Origin of the sequence: Paenibacillus gansuensis, from assembly GCF_042684925.1 — a bacterium.
Lineage (GTDB): Bacteria > Bacillota > Bacilli > Paenibacillales > DY6 > Paenibacillus_N > Paenibacillus_N gansuensis.
Window position 1 is genome coordinate 553,682 of sequence record NZ_JBHUME010000005.1, and the last position, 15,657, is coordinate 569,338.

The window sequence follows — 15,657 nt, forward strand, 5'->3', positions numbered from 1 at the left end:
TCAAACCGGTTTTTTCTCCACCGGTGAGGAGACTCCTGACAGAACAGAGTGGGTTGAGATCGAGGACGATGACCGGTTTCATATGGCCGCTCATCCGAAGGGGCTCAAAGTAAAGTGCAAGTTCTGTTCGAGAAACTACCTTATAGCAGCGTCAGACGAAAGAGTTAATGACTGACGGATCCGCTTTTCCATTTCCTGCAGGGGAAGGTCATGTAGTTCACCAAATCCAAACCCTCGAAAAGCAATAGAGCGTCCCCTCACAACCGGATAAATGCCCTGCAATATGCCGACAAGGGAGTAAAATTCCGTACCTGGGACAGGACGCAGAAATACGACATAATCCTCATTCTCTGCAAAGGGGCCGGGGTACACTAGATTTAGCGGACTGGTCGTCAACGGCCGGGGAAAAACCCCGGTGTTGATGACCTTTACTGTTCTTAGGGTCGTTCCTTTGTATGTTTTTCTAATTAAAAAAGTCTGGACATAATTGACCAGTTTCCCGCCGTATACCGTTCGGTTTGTCGGATATTCCTTTAAAGCCGTGCTAAATTGTCCCAGAGCGATGAGGGATGATTGTTGTTGCAACTGAGAAAGAGAGTTCGCTCGTTTGTCCTCAACTACGACAGCCGCGGGGGAAACCGGTGCCGCTGAAACGACTGAAGCTTGAAGTGCGAAAGATGAAATAGCTGCGGTTAGAACGATTTTTCGAAGAACTTGATTCTGTATGCTAATCATGGGAAGATACACCTCGTTTTTGGGTTACTATGCCTATTCGATAGTAAATTTATACCAAAATGGTTGTGGCTTTTCATGATTACCGCTCCATTCCCGATTCTGTTCATCCGCAGCAGCTTGCATGATCACAGCTAGATTTCCAATACAGGGTATATTGTGCGGACATAAGTACACAATAAGCGAGGTCCTGTAGGACCTAACAGATAGAGGAGGTATTTTCTTATGTATCAAAATCAGAACCAGAACATTACCGGCCAAATTCGCCAATGTGAACAAATCATCCAGCAACTGATGAATCAAACGAACCAATCAACGCAGATGTATCAGCAAATGCTGCAACAAGAGCAGCAAAATGCTGTCCGTCTTGAGGAGCTCGCTCATAGAGAGCAGCAGGCGGCACAAATCATCCAAACTGCGATCCGCGGTCATGAAACGGCTATGCAGCAAATGCAGCATGCTGCCCAATTGTGCAGACAGCTGGAGCAAACGGCACAAAACATGATGTCGCAAAGCTATATCCCTCAACAACAGATGTCAGGCTATAACACAACTAATCGTCAATTCCAATAACATCTCGTAAGACGACCGTTTCCCTGATGTAGGGAACGGTCGTTTTATTATGTAATCTCAGACATAAAAAATGTTGACTTTATGTAAATGTTATCATATTATTTAAAGGGTTGATTTTAGTTAAACAATATAACTATTAAATGATTGAATAATGCAGTAATGAAACTATGTGAGAAAGGAGAGTTTCTTTTGTCCGATCAGGGGAAAAGCGCTGAAGAAGAACTGTCCATTGCAGACAGATTTCAAAGAGCCATGTTTACCACGGCTCGTAGATTAGGGCCAGACTTAGTGCAGCAATCGAAGCTGGGCATTACCGCCAACCAGTTTTTCATTCTGAAATATATTTCACGCACGGGCTCCTGCAGGCTCGCACAGCTAGCAGAGTTGATGGAAGTGAAGCCGAGCGCGATCACGGTGATCATTGACAGGCTGGAAAGCAATAAGCTTGTGGTGAGACAGCCTGATTCAACCGACCGGCGGGCGATTCTGGTGCATTTGACCGATTACGGCCGCAAAGCGCTGAAACTGGTGGATGAAATCCGCAAGGAGCAAATTAACAAATATTTATCGAAAATCGAGGAGAAAGAACTGCTTATGTTTTTGGATACGTTCGAGAAACTCGCGAAAGACGCATCGGGTGGAACGGACAAAGGAAGCTGCAGTGCGCCTTAAAGAAGCAAAGCCACTTTTATACTATTTATATTTTTTCTTAAAGGAGATTGAATGATGGAAGCTAAAGAACAACTTACTATGGAACATAGTTCTGTAGAGAAGAGAGGAATGTTAATCGCCGGACTGATTATTGCCATGTTATTTGCGGCACTGGACGGTACCATTGTGGGAACGGCTATGCCCAATATTGTCGGCGACTTCGGGGGTTTAAGCTTAATGACGTGGTTGACGACCGCATATATGCTTACATCAACAACCATTGTGCCTATTGCAGGTAAACTGGCTGATTTGCTTGGCCGCAAACTAGTCTATATTACAGGATTAATCATTTTTATTGCCGGTTCCGCACTTTGCGGTATGGCGCAAAACATGCCGGAACTGATCTGGTTCCGTGCTATGCAGGGATTGGGCGGAGGCATTATGATGCCTATGGCCATGATTATCATCGGGGATTTGTTTTCAGGTAAAGAGCGTGCGAAATGGCAGGGGATATTCGGTGCGATCTACGGCCTGTCCTCCGTAATCGGCCCGCAGATCGGCGGATTCATTGTAGACTCTTGGAATTGGAGATGGGTATTCTATATTAATCTTCCGGTCGGCTTGCTGGCTGTTTTCCTGATTGCAGCGGGTCTGAAAGCTCACAAGGCGACCGGTCCCGTCAAATTCGACTTTGCCGGCATGACTACGATGATCATCGGGGTCGTCAGCCTGCTTCTCGCGCTCTCCTTCGGCGGGGTAGATTATGCTTGGGGCTCCTGGCAGATTATCGGCTTGTTCACAGTAGCTGTAGTAACTTTGACGGCCTTTGTCTTTATTGAATCCAAAGTGGCTGAACCGATCCTTCCGGTTCGATTCTTTATGAATAAAACGTTTAGTATGCTGAACGGCATCGGTTTCCTTATGGCGGTCGGCATGTTCGGAGCCATTATGTTTGTTCCTCTGTTTATGCAAGGCATTGTCGGAATTAGCGCTACCGCGTCCGGCACGGTAATGACGCCGCTCATGATCTCCATGATTATCGCGAGCATCATCGGCGGGCAAATTGTTTATAAACTGGGTGTCCGCCGCCAGATCGCAGCCGGTATGATCATTATGGCCGGAGGCTTCGGCTTGCTGACTACATTGGATATGGAGACGACAAAGATTGTGGCTTCCAGTTTTATGGCAGTTATCGGAATAGGTATGGGAATGGTGATGCCGATTTTGACGCTTGCCTTGCAGGAAAGCTTTCCAAAATCGGAGCTTGGCGTCGTCACTTCTTCTTCCCAGTTCTTCCGTCAAATCGGGGGGACGTTCGGTATGACCGTGCTGGGCGCCATCATGAACGCAAAATCTACACATCTGCTTCAAGATAAACTGGTTCCTGTGCTGGATAACATGCCGGCGGATGCGGCCGCACAAGTAAACCCGATGAAAGAAATGGTCAATACGAATCCGCAGGGCCTGTATTCGAACCTGTTAAATCCGGACGCGTTAAAGGCGATGCCGGAGCAATTCGTCAATGCGATCGTTCCTATCATGAAATCTTCGCTGGTTACGTCGCTGCATCAAGTATTTATCTTCGGTTTGATTTTCGTTATTTTAGGCGTACTGCTGACGCCGTTCCTTGGATCCATCAAACTTACGGAGCGTAAGAAGACCAAAAAAGGCAAGCAGGAGGCCGTTGACACGGCAGCCGTATAATGAAAAGAGCCGCCCGGCATTCCCAGCCGGGCGGCTTTTGCTTTACACTATGCTCATTTTAGACGAAGCATCTCAGTCCAAACCGTCTCGGGTTCGTAACCAAGCCTCCAAGCGGCTACCCCGCCCAGATCATACTTCTTGGCCAACTGCACTCTTGCTTTTACAGTAGCTTCATTCTCAAGCCAAAATACATAACGAAATCCGTTCTCTGCATACTCCACTTTATACTGGCCGAATTCGGGATCCCATGTTTTCACAGCTTGTTTCTGCTCCAAAAGCGCAGGAATCTCGGACATCAACAGCGCTTTGTTGGAAACCAGCTGTCCGGAAGCATCGATTTGCCATTGACGAACGTAGAAAGGGATGCCAAGCATCAATTGTTTGCGTTCCATGCCGTAGGAGAGAAACTCCTTAATTCCTTCTTCTACCCAGGATAAACCCGCAACGGATCCAGCTTTCTCGCTGCCCTTATAATGCTGGTCGTAAGCCATAATGATAATCGTATCTACGATTTCGGCCAGCTTGGCATGATCAATTGCGGTCTTATCGTTCCAAAGGAGGCTGCCGCGGGGCAGATCAATCGACACAGTGATTTGGGATTTGTGGGCATAATCTGTAAACATACGTACAAATGCCGTGAATTTGTCCCTGTCTTTTGCACTCATGCCTTCGAAATCCAGGTTTATACCCGGAGCTCCTATAGAAGCAGTACGATCCACAACGGTACGGATAAAATTCATCTGGGCTGCAGGGTTAGACAAAAGCTGCGAAGTTAAAGCAGCGTTAAACTGATTTTGTACGAGGGGATGCACCTCAATTCCTTGTTCCTTTAACCGTTCTACAGTTTCTTTGGAGGAGGTGTCCTCTACATTCCCGTTCCCGTCCTTCAACACAAACCAGGTGGGCGAATCTATATCCAATCCCTGTGTACCGGTTACCTGTTCTTCAATGCGGCTTGCATCGCCGGAACCGTTCCAGCCGAGGTATACAAGCTTGCGGAAGTTATCCCATGCGGTGATGCCGTCCGCCGTTTCTACAGAAGTGTTCGTATACCCTTTGGCCAGGGCAAGACCGCCTTTTAGAGACTGAACTTCTCGAATGACTTTGTCGTTCTGCTTCACGCGATAGTAAGGAGTATTGGTCCAAACCGTATTGCCATTGAACCGAATGGAGGCACGGGCAAAGGATTTGGCATATGATATAGCCTGGAATACGTTACGGTATGATTTCAGTTCCTTTTCATTTTGATAGACGGTGTAGGCTGGCATGCTGGAATAGACGACAGTTCCTTTCAACGCATGAACTACTTCTGCAGAACCCAGCTGCCAGGCAGCTTTTACGGCATCTTCCAGCAGTGCGTAACTCTTCATTTCCGTGCTCCCGTCAGCTATTCTGACTTGGTAGACGGTCCCGTACATCCGCAGTTTCTTTTCTAAGGCAGGCGTGATATTATCCCAAATCCATGCCCCGGTAGATTCATCAATGACGTGCATATTCGCATATTTAGCCGCTTCCCGCTTGGCAGAAGCCAAATCCGGATAACCCCAGGCCGGTATAGTGCGGTCACCCTGGAATAACCGGTATTTAGCGTAATTGTTCCATACCCAGCCGGCCGTTTCCAAATCCCTGATGCTGCTGTCAGAACTCTTCTTAGCTTCCGCCATGGCGGAATCCAAAGTTATGTATTCCCACTCCGGTTTCGAAATCCCTTGATGATATACTTTGAACTTAGGGAAATTGTGCCAAACCCAATTCCTTGTAGCGATTTCTTCCACATGGCTGTAGCGGAAACCGGAAGCATAGGCGCGAGCCTGGCTGCTCGAAGCAAATTCTTTCAACATGGTCTGCTTCTGGTATACTCTGTACTTTGTTGTTCCATCTTTCGCTTCCACGATCCCGCCGGTCTGTAACAGCACGGTAAGCGCAAGCAAAGAGGAACCGATCTTCTTCCAAGTTTTCAATCTATCACGCCTCTCTCTAAGAAGTCTATTATATTAGACGACAAAAGAGAGAATAGGTTGCGGAAGTGGGATAAATTCCCACAAAAAAACCTCCCTTGAAAGGGAGGTTCCGCGCTATCCGATATAAGCGTAAATTTCATCATCCAAGCCCAGCCGGATGTCGCTCCGGAATACCCGGCGGTTGTATTCTTTAAACATATATTGTTCGATGGCTTCCAACAAGTTGGCTTCAACCAGATACTGGCTGCGGCCTTGTACGAATACTTCAGCCGAATACCCCAGCTCGTCGTCGTAGCTTAGTTCCACTTCGACGTCCGTCGGTTTGACCTGCTTGCGGTCAGCCATATGAAGACAGACCGCATTTATAATTTCATCCATTGTAACCCGCATGATTAATATCTCCGGTTACGGTCGTCGCGGTCCCGGTTATACGGATCGTTAGGATTATAACGCTTTCGGCCGGTAACCATCCGGATGATGCCGCGAATGGCGATAAACAGCAGATAAATAGCAAAAATGTTAATCAGCAGACCGACAATGTTGCCAAGGAAGCCCATACCCGCAAACAAGCCGCCGAACAACAGTCCTGCAAGACCGCCGATCATCAAACCTTTCATCAGGCTCCCGCCGCTGAAAAATCCACGTTTCGGTGCGGTAGTATTCACCCCGCTGTTCGGTTTCTTGGTACCCGTATCGCTCCGGTAAGTAGAGTCCTTCTTAGGCGCAGGGGTGTAGCTGGAACGAGGGGATTTAAATCTTGGTTTGGCATCGGCGTAATCGGCGCTTACCCAAGTAAACATCAAGGTAAAAGCCATTAGCAACAGCATTACTTTCTTCACTATTGAATCTTCTCCTTCTGGCAGATATTATAGTCTTGTTGTTCCTGCATAACCATACATACGTATAGTGTCGGCATCGGTTTCATTTTTAACCCTGAAAAGATAGAAATCGCAGTTGCCTTCATGGATTGATTAATTTTACCCGTCTCTGGCGGGATCTGAATAGAGGAAGTGAGAACTTTGGTACAGTATCCGGAGGCTTATGTGCGGTATTTAATTCATTTTCATACGGACCGGGATTATTTTGAATGCCATGAGGTGCTTGAGGAATTTTGGAAGGAGCATCCGGAAGATGCGAGGAGTGAGCTGTGGGTAGGACTTATTCAGCTCGCAGTGGCTATGTATCATGAAAGAAGAGGGAACTGCAAGGGCGCTGTCAAAATGCTATCAAGTTCCTTCAACAAGCTGATAGAGCAGGGAGATGTTTCCGTGCTTGGGCTGAATCCGGACCGGCTCTCAAAATTGATGAAACAACGGCTGCAATCTTACGAGAATCGAGCCGAGGACGCCGTCTATAGAGATCTAGAGCTGCCTTTCATGGACTTGCAGCTGCTGAAAACATGCAGGGAGCGGGCAGGGGAAGACTGGAATGCGCCCAGCCGCATGAATGTGCCGGAACTGGTACACAAACATATCATGAGGGACCGAACCCAGGTCATTGCCGCAAGAGCGGCGGAAATGAAAAAGAGAGCGGAACGCTCTCTTTAACCTTGCATGCTGTTATAAGTATGGCCGTCATCGACAAGCTCAAGTTTGCCTGTGCGGGGGTCAATAATTAATCCGTGAACAAGGGAACCCGGAGGCATTAGCGGATGTTTGCGCACAATATCGACGCTTTGCTCGACCCCTTCCCTGACAGAGTTAAAGCCTTTCAACCATTTCGGCACATCGATGCCGCTGTGGGACAGCGTATCAAGCGTTTCTTGCTTCACACCGGACTGCTTAATATTTTCAACGATTTGTTGAGAGTTCAACCCTACCATTCCGCACTCGTGATGCCCGACAACAAACACTTCCGAAGCTTGAAGCGCATGAATTGCAACCAGGATGCTTCTCATAATGCTGCCGAATGGATGGGTGATAATCGCTCCGGCTGTTTTGATGAATTTGGCGTCCCCGTTTCTTAAATTCATCGCTTTCGGAAGAAGTTCCACCAACCGCGTATCCATGCAAGTGAGGATGACGATTTTCTTGTCAGGAAACTTGTCCGTGAGAAACGTCTCATATTCCTTTTTCTCCACAAAAGCCTCATTATGCTGCAAAATCAGATCCAAATTTGGCATTAGTACACCGATCCTTTCTACCTTATCATTATTCATTACTGTCTTTTGTCTACCAGTGACATCATTGCATTATAAATTTGTCCGCTGCTGGAAAGCGAAAATGCCATCCGCTGCGGGTTATAATCGATTTTCATTTTGTCTTCAAAAAATACTTCGTCTCTCTTGCGGTACTTGGTCGTGAAGGGTTCGCCCTCCGCCTTTAGATCGTCTGTTTCGCTGGAGTCTACGATCCACAGGGTAGGCACCCCGCTTAAGGTACAGCCGCAGCCTTCGTTATCGAAGACCAGCTTCAATTCATCGGTGTCAATGTTCATCAGGCTCTTGATCTGTCCGGCTGCCGCATCTGTATAGGTAATGTGCATGTTGATTTTCTCTCCTTTTATAGGGCTTTCGATTGAACCTGAGCATAAGTTGATTATACTTCGTGTAAAAAGTATGATCAATACGTGACCTTACCGATAATTTATTGAGAGGCAGGGATGAATCCATGAGCAGCAATGTACATACAACCTTGGAACAGTTTCTAGGCATCACCCGCAAAATCAAACGTTATAATGAAGCTTTAGGAGTCATGTACTGGGATCTGAGAACCGGCGCTCCCCGTAAAGGAGCCGAAACACGGTCTGAAGTCATAGGGGAATTGTCGTCGGACATGTTCAAACTGCAGACATCCGAGGAGCTGGGCAAGCTGATCGATGCCTTGTCCGAACCCGGCGCATATGAGCAGCTCAAGGAGCTCGACCGCAAAATCCTGGCGGAAACAAAGAAAGAATACGACCGCAGCAAAAAAATACCGGCAGAACTGTATCAGGAATATGTTGTACTGACTACTCATGCAGAGACGCTGTGGGAAGATGCCAAGCATAATTCGGACTATGCGATGTTTCAGCCGTACTTGGAGAAAATTATCGATTTCAATAAACAATTCATTCAGCTTTGGGGACAGAAGGAAACGCCTTACGATACGCTGCTTGATATTTACGAACCCGGTATGACGGTGGCGAAGCTGGATCAGGTATTCGGTGAATTGAGGAGCAGCATAGTGCCTTTGGCCGCTGCAGTCAAAAATTCAGACCATCAGCCGGATACGTCCATGCTGAAACATAGTTTTGAGAAAGATCGGCAGAAGGAGTTCAGCCATTACATTCTGGGCCAGCTTGGCTATGATTTCGAAGCTGGACGGTTGGATGAAAGTGTGCACCCGTTCGCAACCGGGCTCAATCCGGGCGATGTGAGAATTACGACCCATTATTATGAGAACGATCCGACGATCGCCCTGTTTGGCACCATCCACGAGTGCGGTCATGCTCTGTATGAACAGAACATTTCCAAAGACTTGATCGGGACGCCGTTAAGCGAAGGTACTTCGATGGGCATACATGAATCCCAATCCCGTTTTTGGGAAAATATGGTGGGGCGGAGCAAACCGTTTTGGCAGCGCTATTTCGGAGAACTAAAACGGTTATATCCGGAACAGTTCCATGGCGTGGAGGCGGAAGATTTCTACCGTGCGATCAATGTGTCGGAACCTACACTGATCCGCATTTTTGCCGATGAACTGACTTACAACCTGCATATTATGATCCGCTATGAAATGGAAAAAGCGATCTTTAATGAAGGAGTTGCCGTATCCGATCTTCCGGCGTTGTGGAATGCGAAATACAGGGAGTATCTAGGAATCGAACCGTCCACCGACGCGGAAGGCGTGCTTCAGGACGTTCACTGGGCCGGCGGCGCGTTCGGATATTTCCCTTCTTACGCACTCGGCAATATGTATGCAGCCCAAATGATGAACACGCTGAAGAAAGAAAAACCTGACTTTGATGAGCTGGTGAGGGAAGGGAACCTGCTGCCGGTGAAGGAATGGTTTACGGAGAGAGTATATCAATACGGAAAATCGAAGACACCGTCTGAGATTATTAGAGATGTCACAGGCGAGGAATTAAACCCGTCCTATCTTGTAGAATATCTGACAGCCAAATATGCGGATATTTACAAGCTATAGTCCGGACTAAGCAAAACAATTGGAGGAAGGGGAATGGGCATCAGAGTCATCAAAACTGCCGCCGCCGCATTGATTGCGATCTACTTAGCCCAATGGATCGGTCTTCAGACTCCTCTCTCGGCAGGGCTGCTGGCCATTCTCGGTGTCGAGGTAACGCGGAAGAAGGGGCTGCAGATGTCGCTGATTCGTTTTGCGGCCTCCGTTTTCGGGCTTCTCTTGGCTTCACTTATTTTTCAACTGCTGGGCTTTCACATTTACGCTTTATCCTTATATATCCTTGTTGTTTTTCCTATTCTGGGAAGGACCAACCTGAAAGACGGTATCGTAACCTGTTCGGTCATGGTGTTCCATGTGTTTACAGCCGGGGAGGTATCCGGTCCGGTTGTCTGGAATGAAGTGCTTCTGCTGCTGGTCGGGCTGGGCACGGCTACGATCTTCAACCTGTCGTATATGCCGAAGGAAGATATGAAGCTGAATGCGATCCGGGACGAGACGGAGGACTTGTTCTCCGCTATTTTCCTTCATGTTGCCAGATCGTTAAGGGATACGGACTATATTTGGGGCGGGCAGGAAGTGCTGGACGCTGCTGGGGCCGTAGAGCAGGGATTGTCGGTTGCAAAAAGGATCGAAGAGAACCGGCTGCTGAAGTCGGACCATTCCCCGGTGATGTACTTTCTGATGCGGAGACAGCAGCTGGAGTGCATTGACAGAATGCTAGGGCTGGTTGCTCAAGTGTACCGGGTCCTTCCGCATAGTGAGCTGACGGCGGAACTGTTTGAAGAACTGAGCATAGATGTAAGGGCAGAGTCCTACACCGGGAATGTGGAAGCCAGCTTGTCCGGCCTGGAGAGGCAGTTTAAAGCGATGGCTTTGCCTGTAAACCGGGAGGAGTTCGAGGTTCGGTCGGCACTGCTGCAGTTATGTTTAGAGCTGAGATATTATTTGTCGATCGCCAAACAGAAACAACCGAAGAAAACCGTATACCGATAGGCATGAAAATGGCACGAGCCACAGTTTGTTCGATTTATTTGTAAATCCGGAAACTTTTTGTCACCCTAGACGAATGTCCTGCATACACTTTAAATGAATGATTGTATGGAGGAGGTTTGAAAGGATGTCATTAAAGGATAAAGATTTAGAATGCAGACAAATCATCACCAAAGCGGTGTGCGGCAAAGGTCGCAAGTTTGCCCAGGTCACCCATACCGTAACCCCGCCTCACCATCCTACCAGCATCCTGGGGGCATGGCTGATCAATCATCAATACGAAGCTGTTAAATCCAGCAGCGGTATTGAAGTGATTGGTACTTACGATATCAACATCTGGTACTCTTACGACAAGAACTCCCAGACCGATGTAGCGAAAGAGACGGTCTCTTATGTGGAGCTCGTGCCGCTGTCGTATCAGGATCCGAATGCCAAATCTTCTACCGCCGAGGTTTCTGCGGAGGCAACGCAGGAACCCAATTGTGTGGAAGCAACCGTGTCGTCCAGCGGAACAAGCGTCCTGGTTCGGGTGGAACGCGAATTCGCTGTAGAGATGATTGCGGAAACCAAGGTTTGTGTAGTAGTATGCCCGCATGGCTGCGATGATGAGGACGACAAGGACATTGACTTTGACAGCGGCGATGACAGCGACTTTGAAGATCTGGATCCGGATCTTCTCGACGACGAACTGTAATACAGGGAGCAAGTTTCGCTGCCTATGCAGGCCGGACCTACAAGGTCACTTGGCTTAAGAAGTTCCAGCTATGGACCGGAACTCTTGGAACTTGCTCTTCTATCCTCAGTATATGCACTAATCCAATCACCGCAGAGGGCATCCGCCCTCTTTTTTGTATTTGGGCGGGACGATACATGTCGCGGGTTGTATGCACTATGCTTGATGAGGGGGAATTCGTATGGCGGCGTTGGTGATGGGTTTGAACGGTGTCGAGCTGTTGGCGGCCCACGGGTTTGTAACGGCCTGGGAAGTGCCGGGCCAGGCAAGGAACGGAATCGCCAAAAGTTATCTCGTCCAGGTGGATCAGATGGAGGCGGCGGCCTTACTTGAATTGGTTAGCGGACCTTTCGGTGTCCGCGAACAGGAGCGGGCTATCAACCTGTCTTCCACGCTGCATAAGCGGCTGTGCCGGGAAGCGGTGCGAGCCCTGTATGTGCTTGGCGCGGACGGCGGGAGAGCCAGGCTGAAGATCGACGATGCAGGCAGAATCGTCGTGATGGGGGTGGAATTGGCCGCGGACGGGGTTTTGCCGGAAGCGGGGACTCATGCGAGGGAGACGGCGATTCTGATCGGCGCGGATCCCGAGTTTGTGCTGCGGCATCGCGGGAGCGGAGAGATCGCAGATGCCTCGCGGTTTTTGAGCCGCCGGGGGAAAGCCGGCAGCGACGCAGTTGTAGTGAACGGCGAGGTGAGGTACCTCCTCGCCGAACTGCGCCCCGAGCCCGCGGCGGAGCCAAGGGCGCTGGTGCGCCGTTTGCGGAGCGCGATGCGCGCAGCGGCACGCGCGATCCGGGACCCCGAGCTGGAATGGCTGGCAGGCGGAATGCCTGTCCAGGGGTATGCGCTCGGGGGGCACGTGCATTTGAGCGGCGTGCCGCTCTGCGGTGCGCTGGTACGCGCGCTGGACGCGTATCTGGCTCTGCCGCTCGTCCTTGCAGAGGACGCCAGCACGGGGAGGCGCCGGATACGGTACGGCAAACTGGGGGATGTCCGGCGGCAGCCCCACGGCGGGTTCGAGTACCGGACGCCGCCGAGCTGGCTTGTCTCACCGGGACTTGCTTTAGGTGTGCTCTCTATGGCTGCTTTTCTGGCAAGGCATTACCGGGAGCTGGACTGTTCCGTATTGGAAAACCTCAATGTGATTAATGCCTACTATGCCGGGGATAAAGAAACGCTGCTGCCTGCAGTTACACAACTGTATGCTGTCCTCGCAAAACATCCGGGGTACGAGGCATACGGATCAGAGCTCGAAACCTACTGGAAACAGCTCCTTCAGATGAACGGATGGAACGAGAAGCAGGATTTTCGCCGCAGCTGGAAAATCCCCCCTTTTGATTGAAAGGACGGCGGTATTCGTGCTAGATTCGTGATATAATAGTGTGGAATAAGAGGTTCGGGGGACGTAAGATATGGCACAATATACACCTATGATGCAGCAATATTTATCGATCAAAGCGGAGGCCAGCGACGCTTTTTTGTTTTTTAGGCTGGGGGATTTCTATGAATTATTTTTTGAAGACGCCGTAAATGCTTCCAGAGAACTGGAAATCACCTTAACCGGCCGCGAAGGAGGAGCCGAGGGAAGAATCCCTATGTGCGGCGTTCCTTATCATTCTGCAGAGAACTATATTTCCCGCCTGATTGAGAAGGGTTATAAAGTCGCGATTTGCGAACAGGTCGAGAATCCCGCGGAAGCCAAAGGGGTTGTCCGCAGGGAAATCGTCCGTTACATAACGCCCGGCACCGTGATGGAAGGCAAGAAGCTGGGAGAAACAACGAACAATTACATTGTGTGCCTGACGGAGGAAGACGGAAGGTACGGTGTATCCGCCTGCGACCTGTCCACAGGGGAGATGCATGCGACTTCTACGGATTTGTCCATGAAGCTGCTGACGGATGAGTTGAATGTGTACCAGCCTGCCGAAATCATTGGCGATGAACAGCTGCTGGAGTCTGTAAAGCGGGAAGGCTTGTTCGCAACGAAACCGGTATTGTATACAGGTTGGACCGGAAGGGAACCTGCCCTGTCGTCCGGGCAGTTTCAGGAAAGCGGGTACGACGGCCTGGATTCCGCCCGTCGGAAGGCAGTGGATCTGATGCTGGATTATATCCGGCAGACGCAGAAACGGTCGGTTACTCATATCACACGGCTGTTTCCTTATGATTCAGATCAGTATATGATGCTCGATGCGTTCACAAGAAGAAATCTGGAGCTGACGGAAACGGTCAGGGAACGTTCCAAGAAAGGTTCCTTATTGTGGCTGTTGGACAAGACGGTTACTGCCATGGGCGGACGCCTTCTGCGCCGCTGGGTGGACAAGCCCCTTTTGTCGAAGCGGAGTATCGACCAACGATTGGAAGCAGTGAATGCACTTTATAACCAATATATATTACGTGAAGATCTGAGAGAGCAGCTTAAGGAAATCTACGATTTAGAGAGGCTTGTAGGCCGTGTATCCTTCGGCAATGCGAACGGGCGGGATCTCCTGGCATTGAAAGCCTCGCTGGGCCGCGTCCCGGCGCTGTTGGAATTATGCGCACATTCAGACTCCATAACGCTCCAAAGGACCGTACAGGACATCGATACTTGCCAGGATGTGTTTGCGTGGATTGATGAAGCCATTACGGACGAGCCACCGGTTTCAGTAAAAGAAGGCGGCCTCATCAGAGAAGGGCATCATGCCTATTTGGACCAGCTTAGAGAAGCCAGCGTGAACGGAAAGCGCTGGATCGCGGAACTGGAGCAAAAGGAGCGTGCTTTAACCGGGATCCGGACTTTGAAAATCGGATTCAACAAAGTTTTCGGATACTACATTGAAGTGTCCCGGAACCAGTCCGGCTCGCTGCCTGAAGGCCGCTATGAACGGAAACAGACACTGGCTAATGCGGAACGTTATATAACGCCTGAACTGAAAGAGAAAGAAGCGCTGATTCTGGAAGCAGAGGAGAAAATGGTCGATATCGAATACGATCTTTTCCTTAAGCTTCGTTTGCGTATCGCCGGGGAGACAGCGCGGCTTCAAAGGCTTGCCGAGACCATTGCGGCTGTCGATGTTTATCAGTCCTTGGGAACGGTCAGTGCGGCAAACCAGTACAAAAGGCCAGAAATCATCGAGTCCTATGAACTCGAGATTCAAGGAGGGCGGCATCCGATCATCGAATCGATGATGGATGGCGGCAAGTTCGTGGCCAATGAGACGGAGCTGACATCCGAACAGACGCGCATGCTGCTGATTACCGGTCCGAACATGGCCGGGAAGAGCACCTATATGCGTCAGGTGGCTCTTATCTGCATCATGGCTCAGATCGGCTGTTTCGTGCCTGCTTCATCTGCGCGCATCCCGCTGACTGACCGGATTTTCACACGGATCGGCGCAGCGGACGACCTGTTGAGCGGGCAGAGCACTTTTATGGTAGAAATGAGCGACATCCAGGTTATGACGGAGAAAGCTACCGAGCGCAGTCTAGTTATTATCGACGAATTAGGCCGCGGTACTTCAACGGGCGAAGGCATGTCCATCGCCCAAGCCGTGATAGAGCATCTGCACCATCATATCGGCTGTAAGACGCTTGTGTCGACACATTTTCACGAATTGGCGCATCTGGAGGAAAGCCTTCGTTACCTAAGCAATGCCTGCATGGCGGTTCAGGAAAGCGGGGAGAAGGTTACGTTCCTGCGCAAGCTGATTTCCGGCGCGGCAAGTACAAGCTACGGCATATATTGTGCCCGGCTGGCAGGTTTGCCGGATTCGATCATTGACCGGTCGTACGCCTTGCTGCAGCATTTTGAGGCCAAAGAAAGCGTCATGCACGGAGCTATGGAAGCTGCGACTGCGGCGGAAAGTGTTACTGCGGATCCGGATAGAGCGCGGCCTCCGGTGCTAAGCAGCATAGTGAGAGAGAAGGCGGGAGATTATGTTTCCTCTGGTTCTGAACTTTCCGTCAATGCTGATACTGAATCCGATGAACCCGTGATCCAATTGTCGCTGTTTGAAGATACAACCGCACAGGAAAAGTCGGCCAAACCTGAAAGAACAGCTGCTAATTCCACGGAAAAAGAGCTTCTTGAGCGCATCCGGAAAGCGGATATTCTTAACATGACGCCGTTGGAAGCCATCCAATTGATTAACGATATGAAGGTAAAACTTCAAAATATGCCATAATGACACAGGCAGGGAGAGAACGA

15 protein-coding genes are annotated in these 15,657 nt (G+C 49.7%); 9 read left to right on the top strand and 6 right to left on the bottom strand.

What is annotated here, in order from left to right; genetic code table 11:
- Positions 1–135: 135 nt before the first annotated feature.
- Positions 136–735, bottom strand: coding sequence for a hypothetical protein (locus ACFSUF_RS06670; protein ID WP_377601352.1), 600 nt, complete (start codon positions 733–735; stop codon positions 136–138).
- 222 nt (positions 736–957) lie between these two features.
- Between ACFSUF_RS06670 and ACFSUF_RS06675 the strand changes: the two genes are divergently transcribed.
- The 3 genes from ACFSUF_RS06675 to ACFSUF_RS06685 all read left to right on the top strand — a co-directional run bounded on the left by ACFSUF_RS06675 (position 958) and on the right by ACFSUF_RS06685 (position 3,660).
- Positions 958–1,305, top strand: a complete 348-nt coding sequence (locus ACFSUF_RS06675; protein WP_377601354.1) for a hypothetical protein — start codon at positions 958–960, stop codon at positions 1,303–1,305.
- A gap of 189 nt (positions 1,306–1,494) precedes the next feature.
- A complete protein-coding gene (locus ACFSUF_RS06680; protein ID WP_377601356.1) occupies positions 1,495–1,977 on the top strand; it encodes a MarR family winged helix-turn-helix transcriptional regulator in 483 nt (160 codons plus the stop codon).
- A gap of 78 nt (positions 1,978–2,055) precedes the next feature.
- A complete protein-coding gene (locus tag ACFSUF_RS06685) occupies positions 2,056–3,660 on the top strand; it encodes an MDR family MFS transporter (RefSeq protein ID WP_377601770.1) in 1,605 nt (534 codons plus the stop codon).
- 53 nt (positions 3,661–3,713) lie between these two features.
- On the opposite strand, the gene ACFSUF_RS06690 is transcribed toward ACFSUF_RS06685, so the two are convergent.
- The 3 genes from ACFSUF_RS06690 to ACFSUF_RS06700 form a co-directional block, all read right to left on the bottom strand.
- Positions 3,714–5,621 (bottom strand): glycosyl hydrolase family 18 protein, encoded by a 1,908-nt coding sequence (locus ACFSUF_RS06690; protein ID WP_377601358.1) that lies wholly within the window; start codon positions 5,619–5,621, stop codon positions 3,714–3,716.
- Between the two features lie 114 nt (positions 5,622–5,735).
- On the bottom strand, positions 5,736–6,011 hold the full coding sequence (locus tag ACFSUF_RS06695; RefSeq protein ID WP_377601360.1) for a YxcD family protein: 276 nt from the start codon (positions 6,009–6,011) through the stop codon (positions 5,736–5,738).
- 2 nt (positions 6,012–6,013) lie between these two features.
- Positions 6,014–6,460: a hypothetical protein gene (locus tag ACFSUF_RS06700; protein WP_377601362.1), complete on the bottom strand. Its 447-nt coding sequence runs from the start codon at positions 6,458–6,460 to the stop codon at positions 6,014–6,016.
- 180 nt (positions 6,461–6,640) lie between these two features.
- Here ACFSUF_RS06700 and ACFSUF_RS06705 point away from each other — a divergent pair, with 180 nt between their 5' ends.
- Complete coding sequence (locus ACFSUF_RS06705) at positions 6,641–7,168, top strand: DUF309 domain-containing protein (RefSeq protein ID WP_377601363.1); 528 nt, start codon at positions 6,641–6,643, stop codon at positions 7,166–7,168.
- On the opposite strand, the gene ACFSUF_RS06710 is transcribed toward ACFSUF_RS06705, so the two are convergent.
- Positions 7,165–7,743: a beta-class carbonic anhydrase gene (locus tag ACFSUF_RS06710; protein ID WP_377601365.1), complete on the bottom strand. Its 579-nt coding sequence runs from the start codon at positions 7,741–7,743 to the stop codon at positions 7,165–7,167. The two genes, ACFSUF_RS06705 and ACFSUF_RS06710, sit on opposite strands and share 4 nt — an antisense overlap.
- A 35-nt stretch (positions 7,744–7,778) precedes the next feature.
- The gene (locus ACFSUF_RS06715) at positions 7,779–8,105 is read right to left on the bottom strand and encodes an iron-sulfur cluster biosynthesis family protein (protein ID WP_377601367.1); all 327 of its coding nucleotides are present in this window, start codon (positions 8,103–8,105) and stop codon (positions 7,779–7,781) included.
- Positions 8,106–8,230: 125 nt separating this feature from the next.
- On the opposite strand from ACFSUF_RS06715, the gene ACFSUF_RS06720 reads away from it, so the two are divergent.
- The 5 genes from ACFSUF_RS06720 to mutS all read left to right on the top strand — a co-directional run bounded on the left by ACFSUF_RS06720 (position 8,231) and on the right by mutS (position 15,634).
- A complete protein-coding gene (locus tag ACFSUF_RS06720) occupies positions 8,231–9,748 on the top strand; it encodes a carboxypeptidase M32 (protein WP_377601368.1) in 1,518 nt (505 codons plus the stop codon).
- Between the two features lie 33 nt (positions 9,749–9,781).
- The gene (locus tag ACFSUF_RS06725; RefSeq protein ID WP_377601370.1) at positions 9,782–10,738 is read left to right on the top strand and encodes an aromatic acid exporter family protein; all 957 of its coding nucleotides are present in this window, start codon (positions 9,782–9,784) and stop codon (positions 10,736–10,738) included.
- A gap of 124 nt (positions 10,739–10,862) precedes the next feature.
- Positions 10,863–11,429, top strand: a complete 567-nt coding sequence (locus tag ACFSUF_RS06730; RefSeq protein WP_377601372.1) for an outer spore coat protein CotE — start codon at positions 10,863–10,865, stop codon at positions 11,427–11,429.
- Positions 11,430–11,649: 220 nt separating this feature from the next.
- Complete coding sequence (locus tag ACFSUF_RS06735; protein ID WP_377601374.1) at positions 11,650–12,810, top strand: putative amidoligase domain-containing protein; 1,161 nt, start codon at positions 11,650–11,652, stop codon at positions 12,808–12,810.
- A gap of 70 nt (positions 12,811–12,880) precedes the next feature.
- Positions 12,881–15,634: a DNA mismatch repair protein MutS gene (mutS, locus tag ACFSUF_RS06740; RefSeq protein ID WP_377601376.1), complete on the top strand. Its 2,754-nt coding sequence runs from the start codon at positions 12,881–12,883 to the stop codon at positions 15,632–15,634.
- The last annotated feature ends 23 nt before the right edge of the window (positions 15,635–15,657 follow it).

What these genes read in the sequence shown, in the direction of transcription:
- ACFSUF_RS06670 (WP_377601352.1), bottom strand. Translation starts at nt 735, where the DNA reads ATGATTAGCATACAGAATCAAGTTCTTCGAAAAATCGTTCTAACCGCA.
- ACFSUF_RS06675 (WP_377601354.1), top strand. Translation starts at nt 958, where the DNA reads ATGTATCAAAATCAGAACCAGAACATTACCGGCCAAATTCGCCAATGT.
- ACFSUF_RS06685 (WP_377601770.1), top strand. Translation starts at nt 2,056, where the DNA reads ATGGAACATAGTTCTGTAGAGAAGAGAGGAATGTTAATCGCCGGACTG.
- ACFSUF_RS06695 (WP_377601360.1), bottom strand. Translation starts at nt 6,011, where the DNA reads ATGCGGGTTACAATGGATGAAATTATAAATGCGGTCTGTCTTCATATG.
- ACFSUF_RS06710 (WP_377601365.1), bottom strand. Translation starts at nt 7,743, where the DNA reads ATGCCAAATTTGGATCTGATTTTGCAGCATAATGAGGCTTTTGTGGAG.
- ACFSUF_RS06715 (WP_377601367.1), bottom strand. Translation starts at nt 8,105, where the DNA reads ATGCACATTACCTATACAGATGCGGCAGCCGGACAGATCAAGAGCCTG.
- ACFSUF_RS06720 (WP_377601368.1), top strand. Translation starts at nt 8,231, where the DNA reads ATGAGCAGCAATGTACATACAACCTTGGAACAGTTTCTAGGCATCACC.
- ACFSUF_RS06725 (WP_377601370.1), top strand. Translation starts at nt 9,782, where the DNA reads ATGGGCATCAGAGTCATCAAAACTGCCGCCGCCGCATTGATTGCGATC.
- ACFSUF_RS06730 (WP_377601372.1), top strand. Translation starts at nt 10,863, where the DNA reads ATGTCATTAAAGGATAAAGATTTAGAATGCAGACAAATCATCACCAAA.
- ACFSUF_RS06735 (WP_377601374.1), top strand. Translation starts at nt 11,650, where the DNA reads ATGGCGGCGTTGGTGATGGGTTTGAACGGTGTCGAGCTGTTGGCGGCC.
- mutS (WP_377601376.1), top strand. Translation starts at nt 12,881, where the DNA reads ATGGCACAATATACACCTATGATGCAGCAATATTTATCGATCAAAGCG.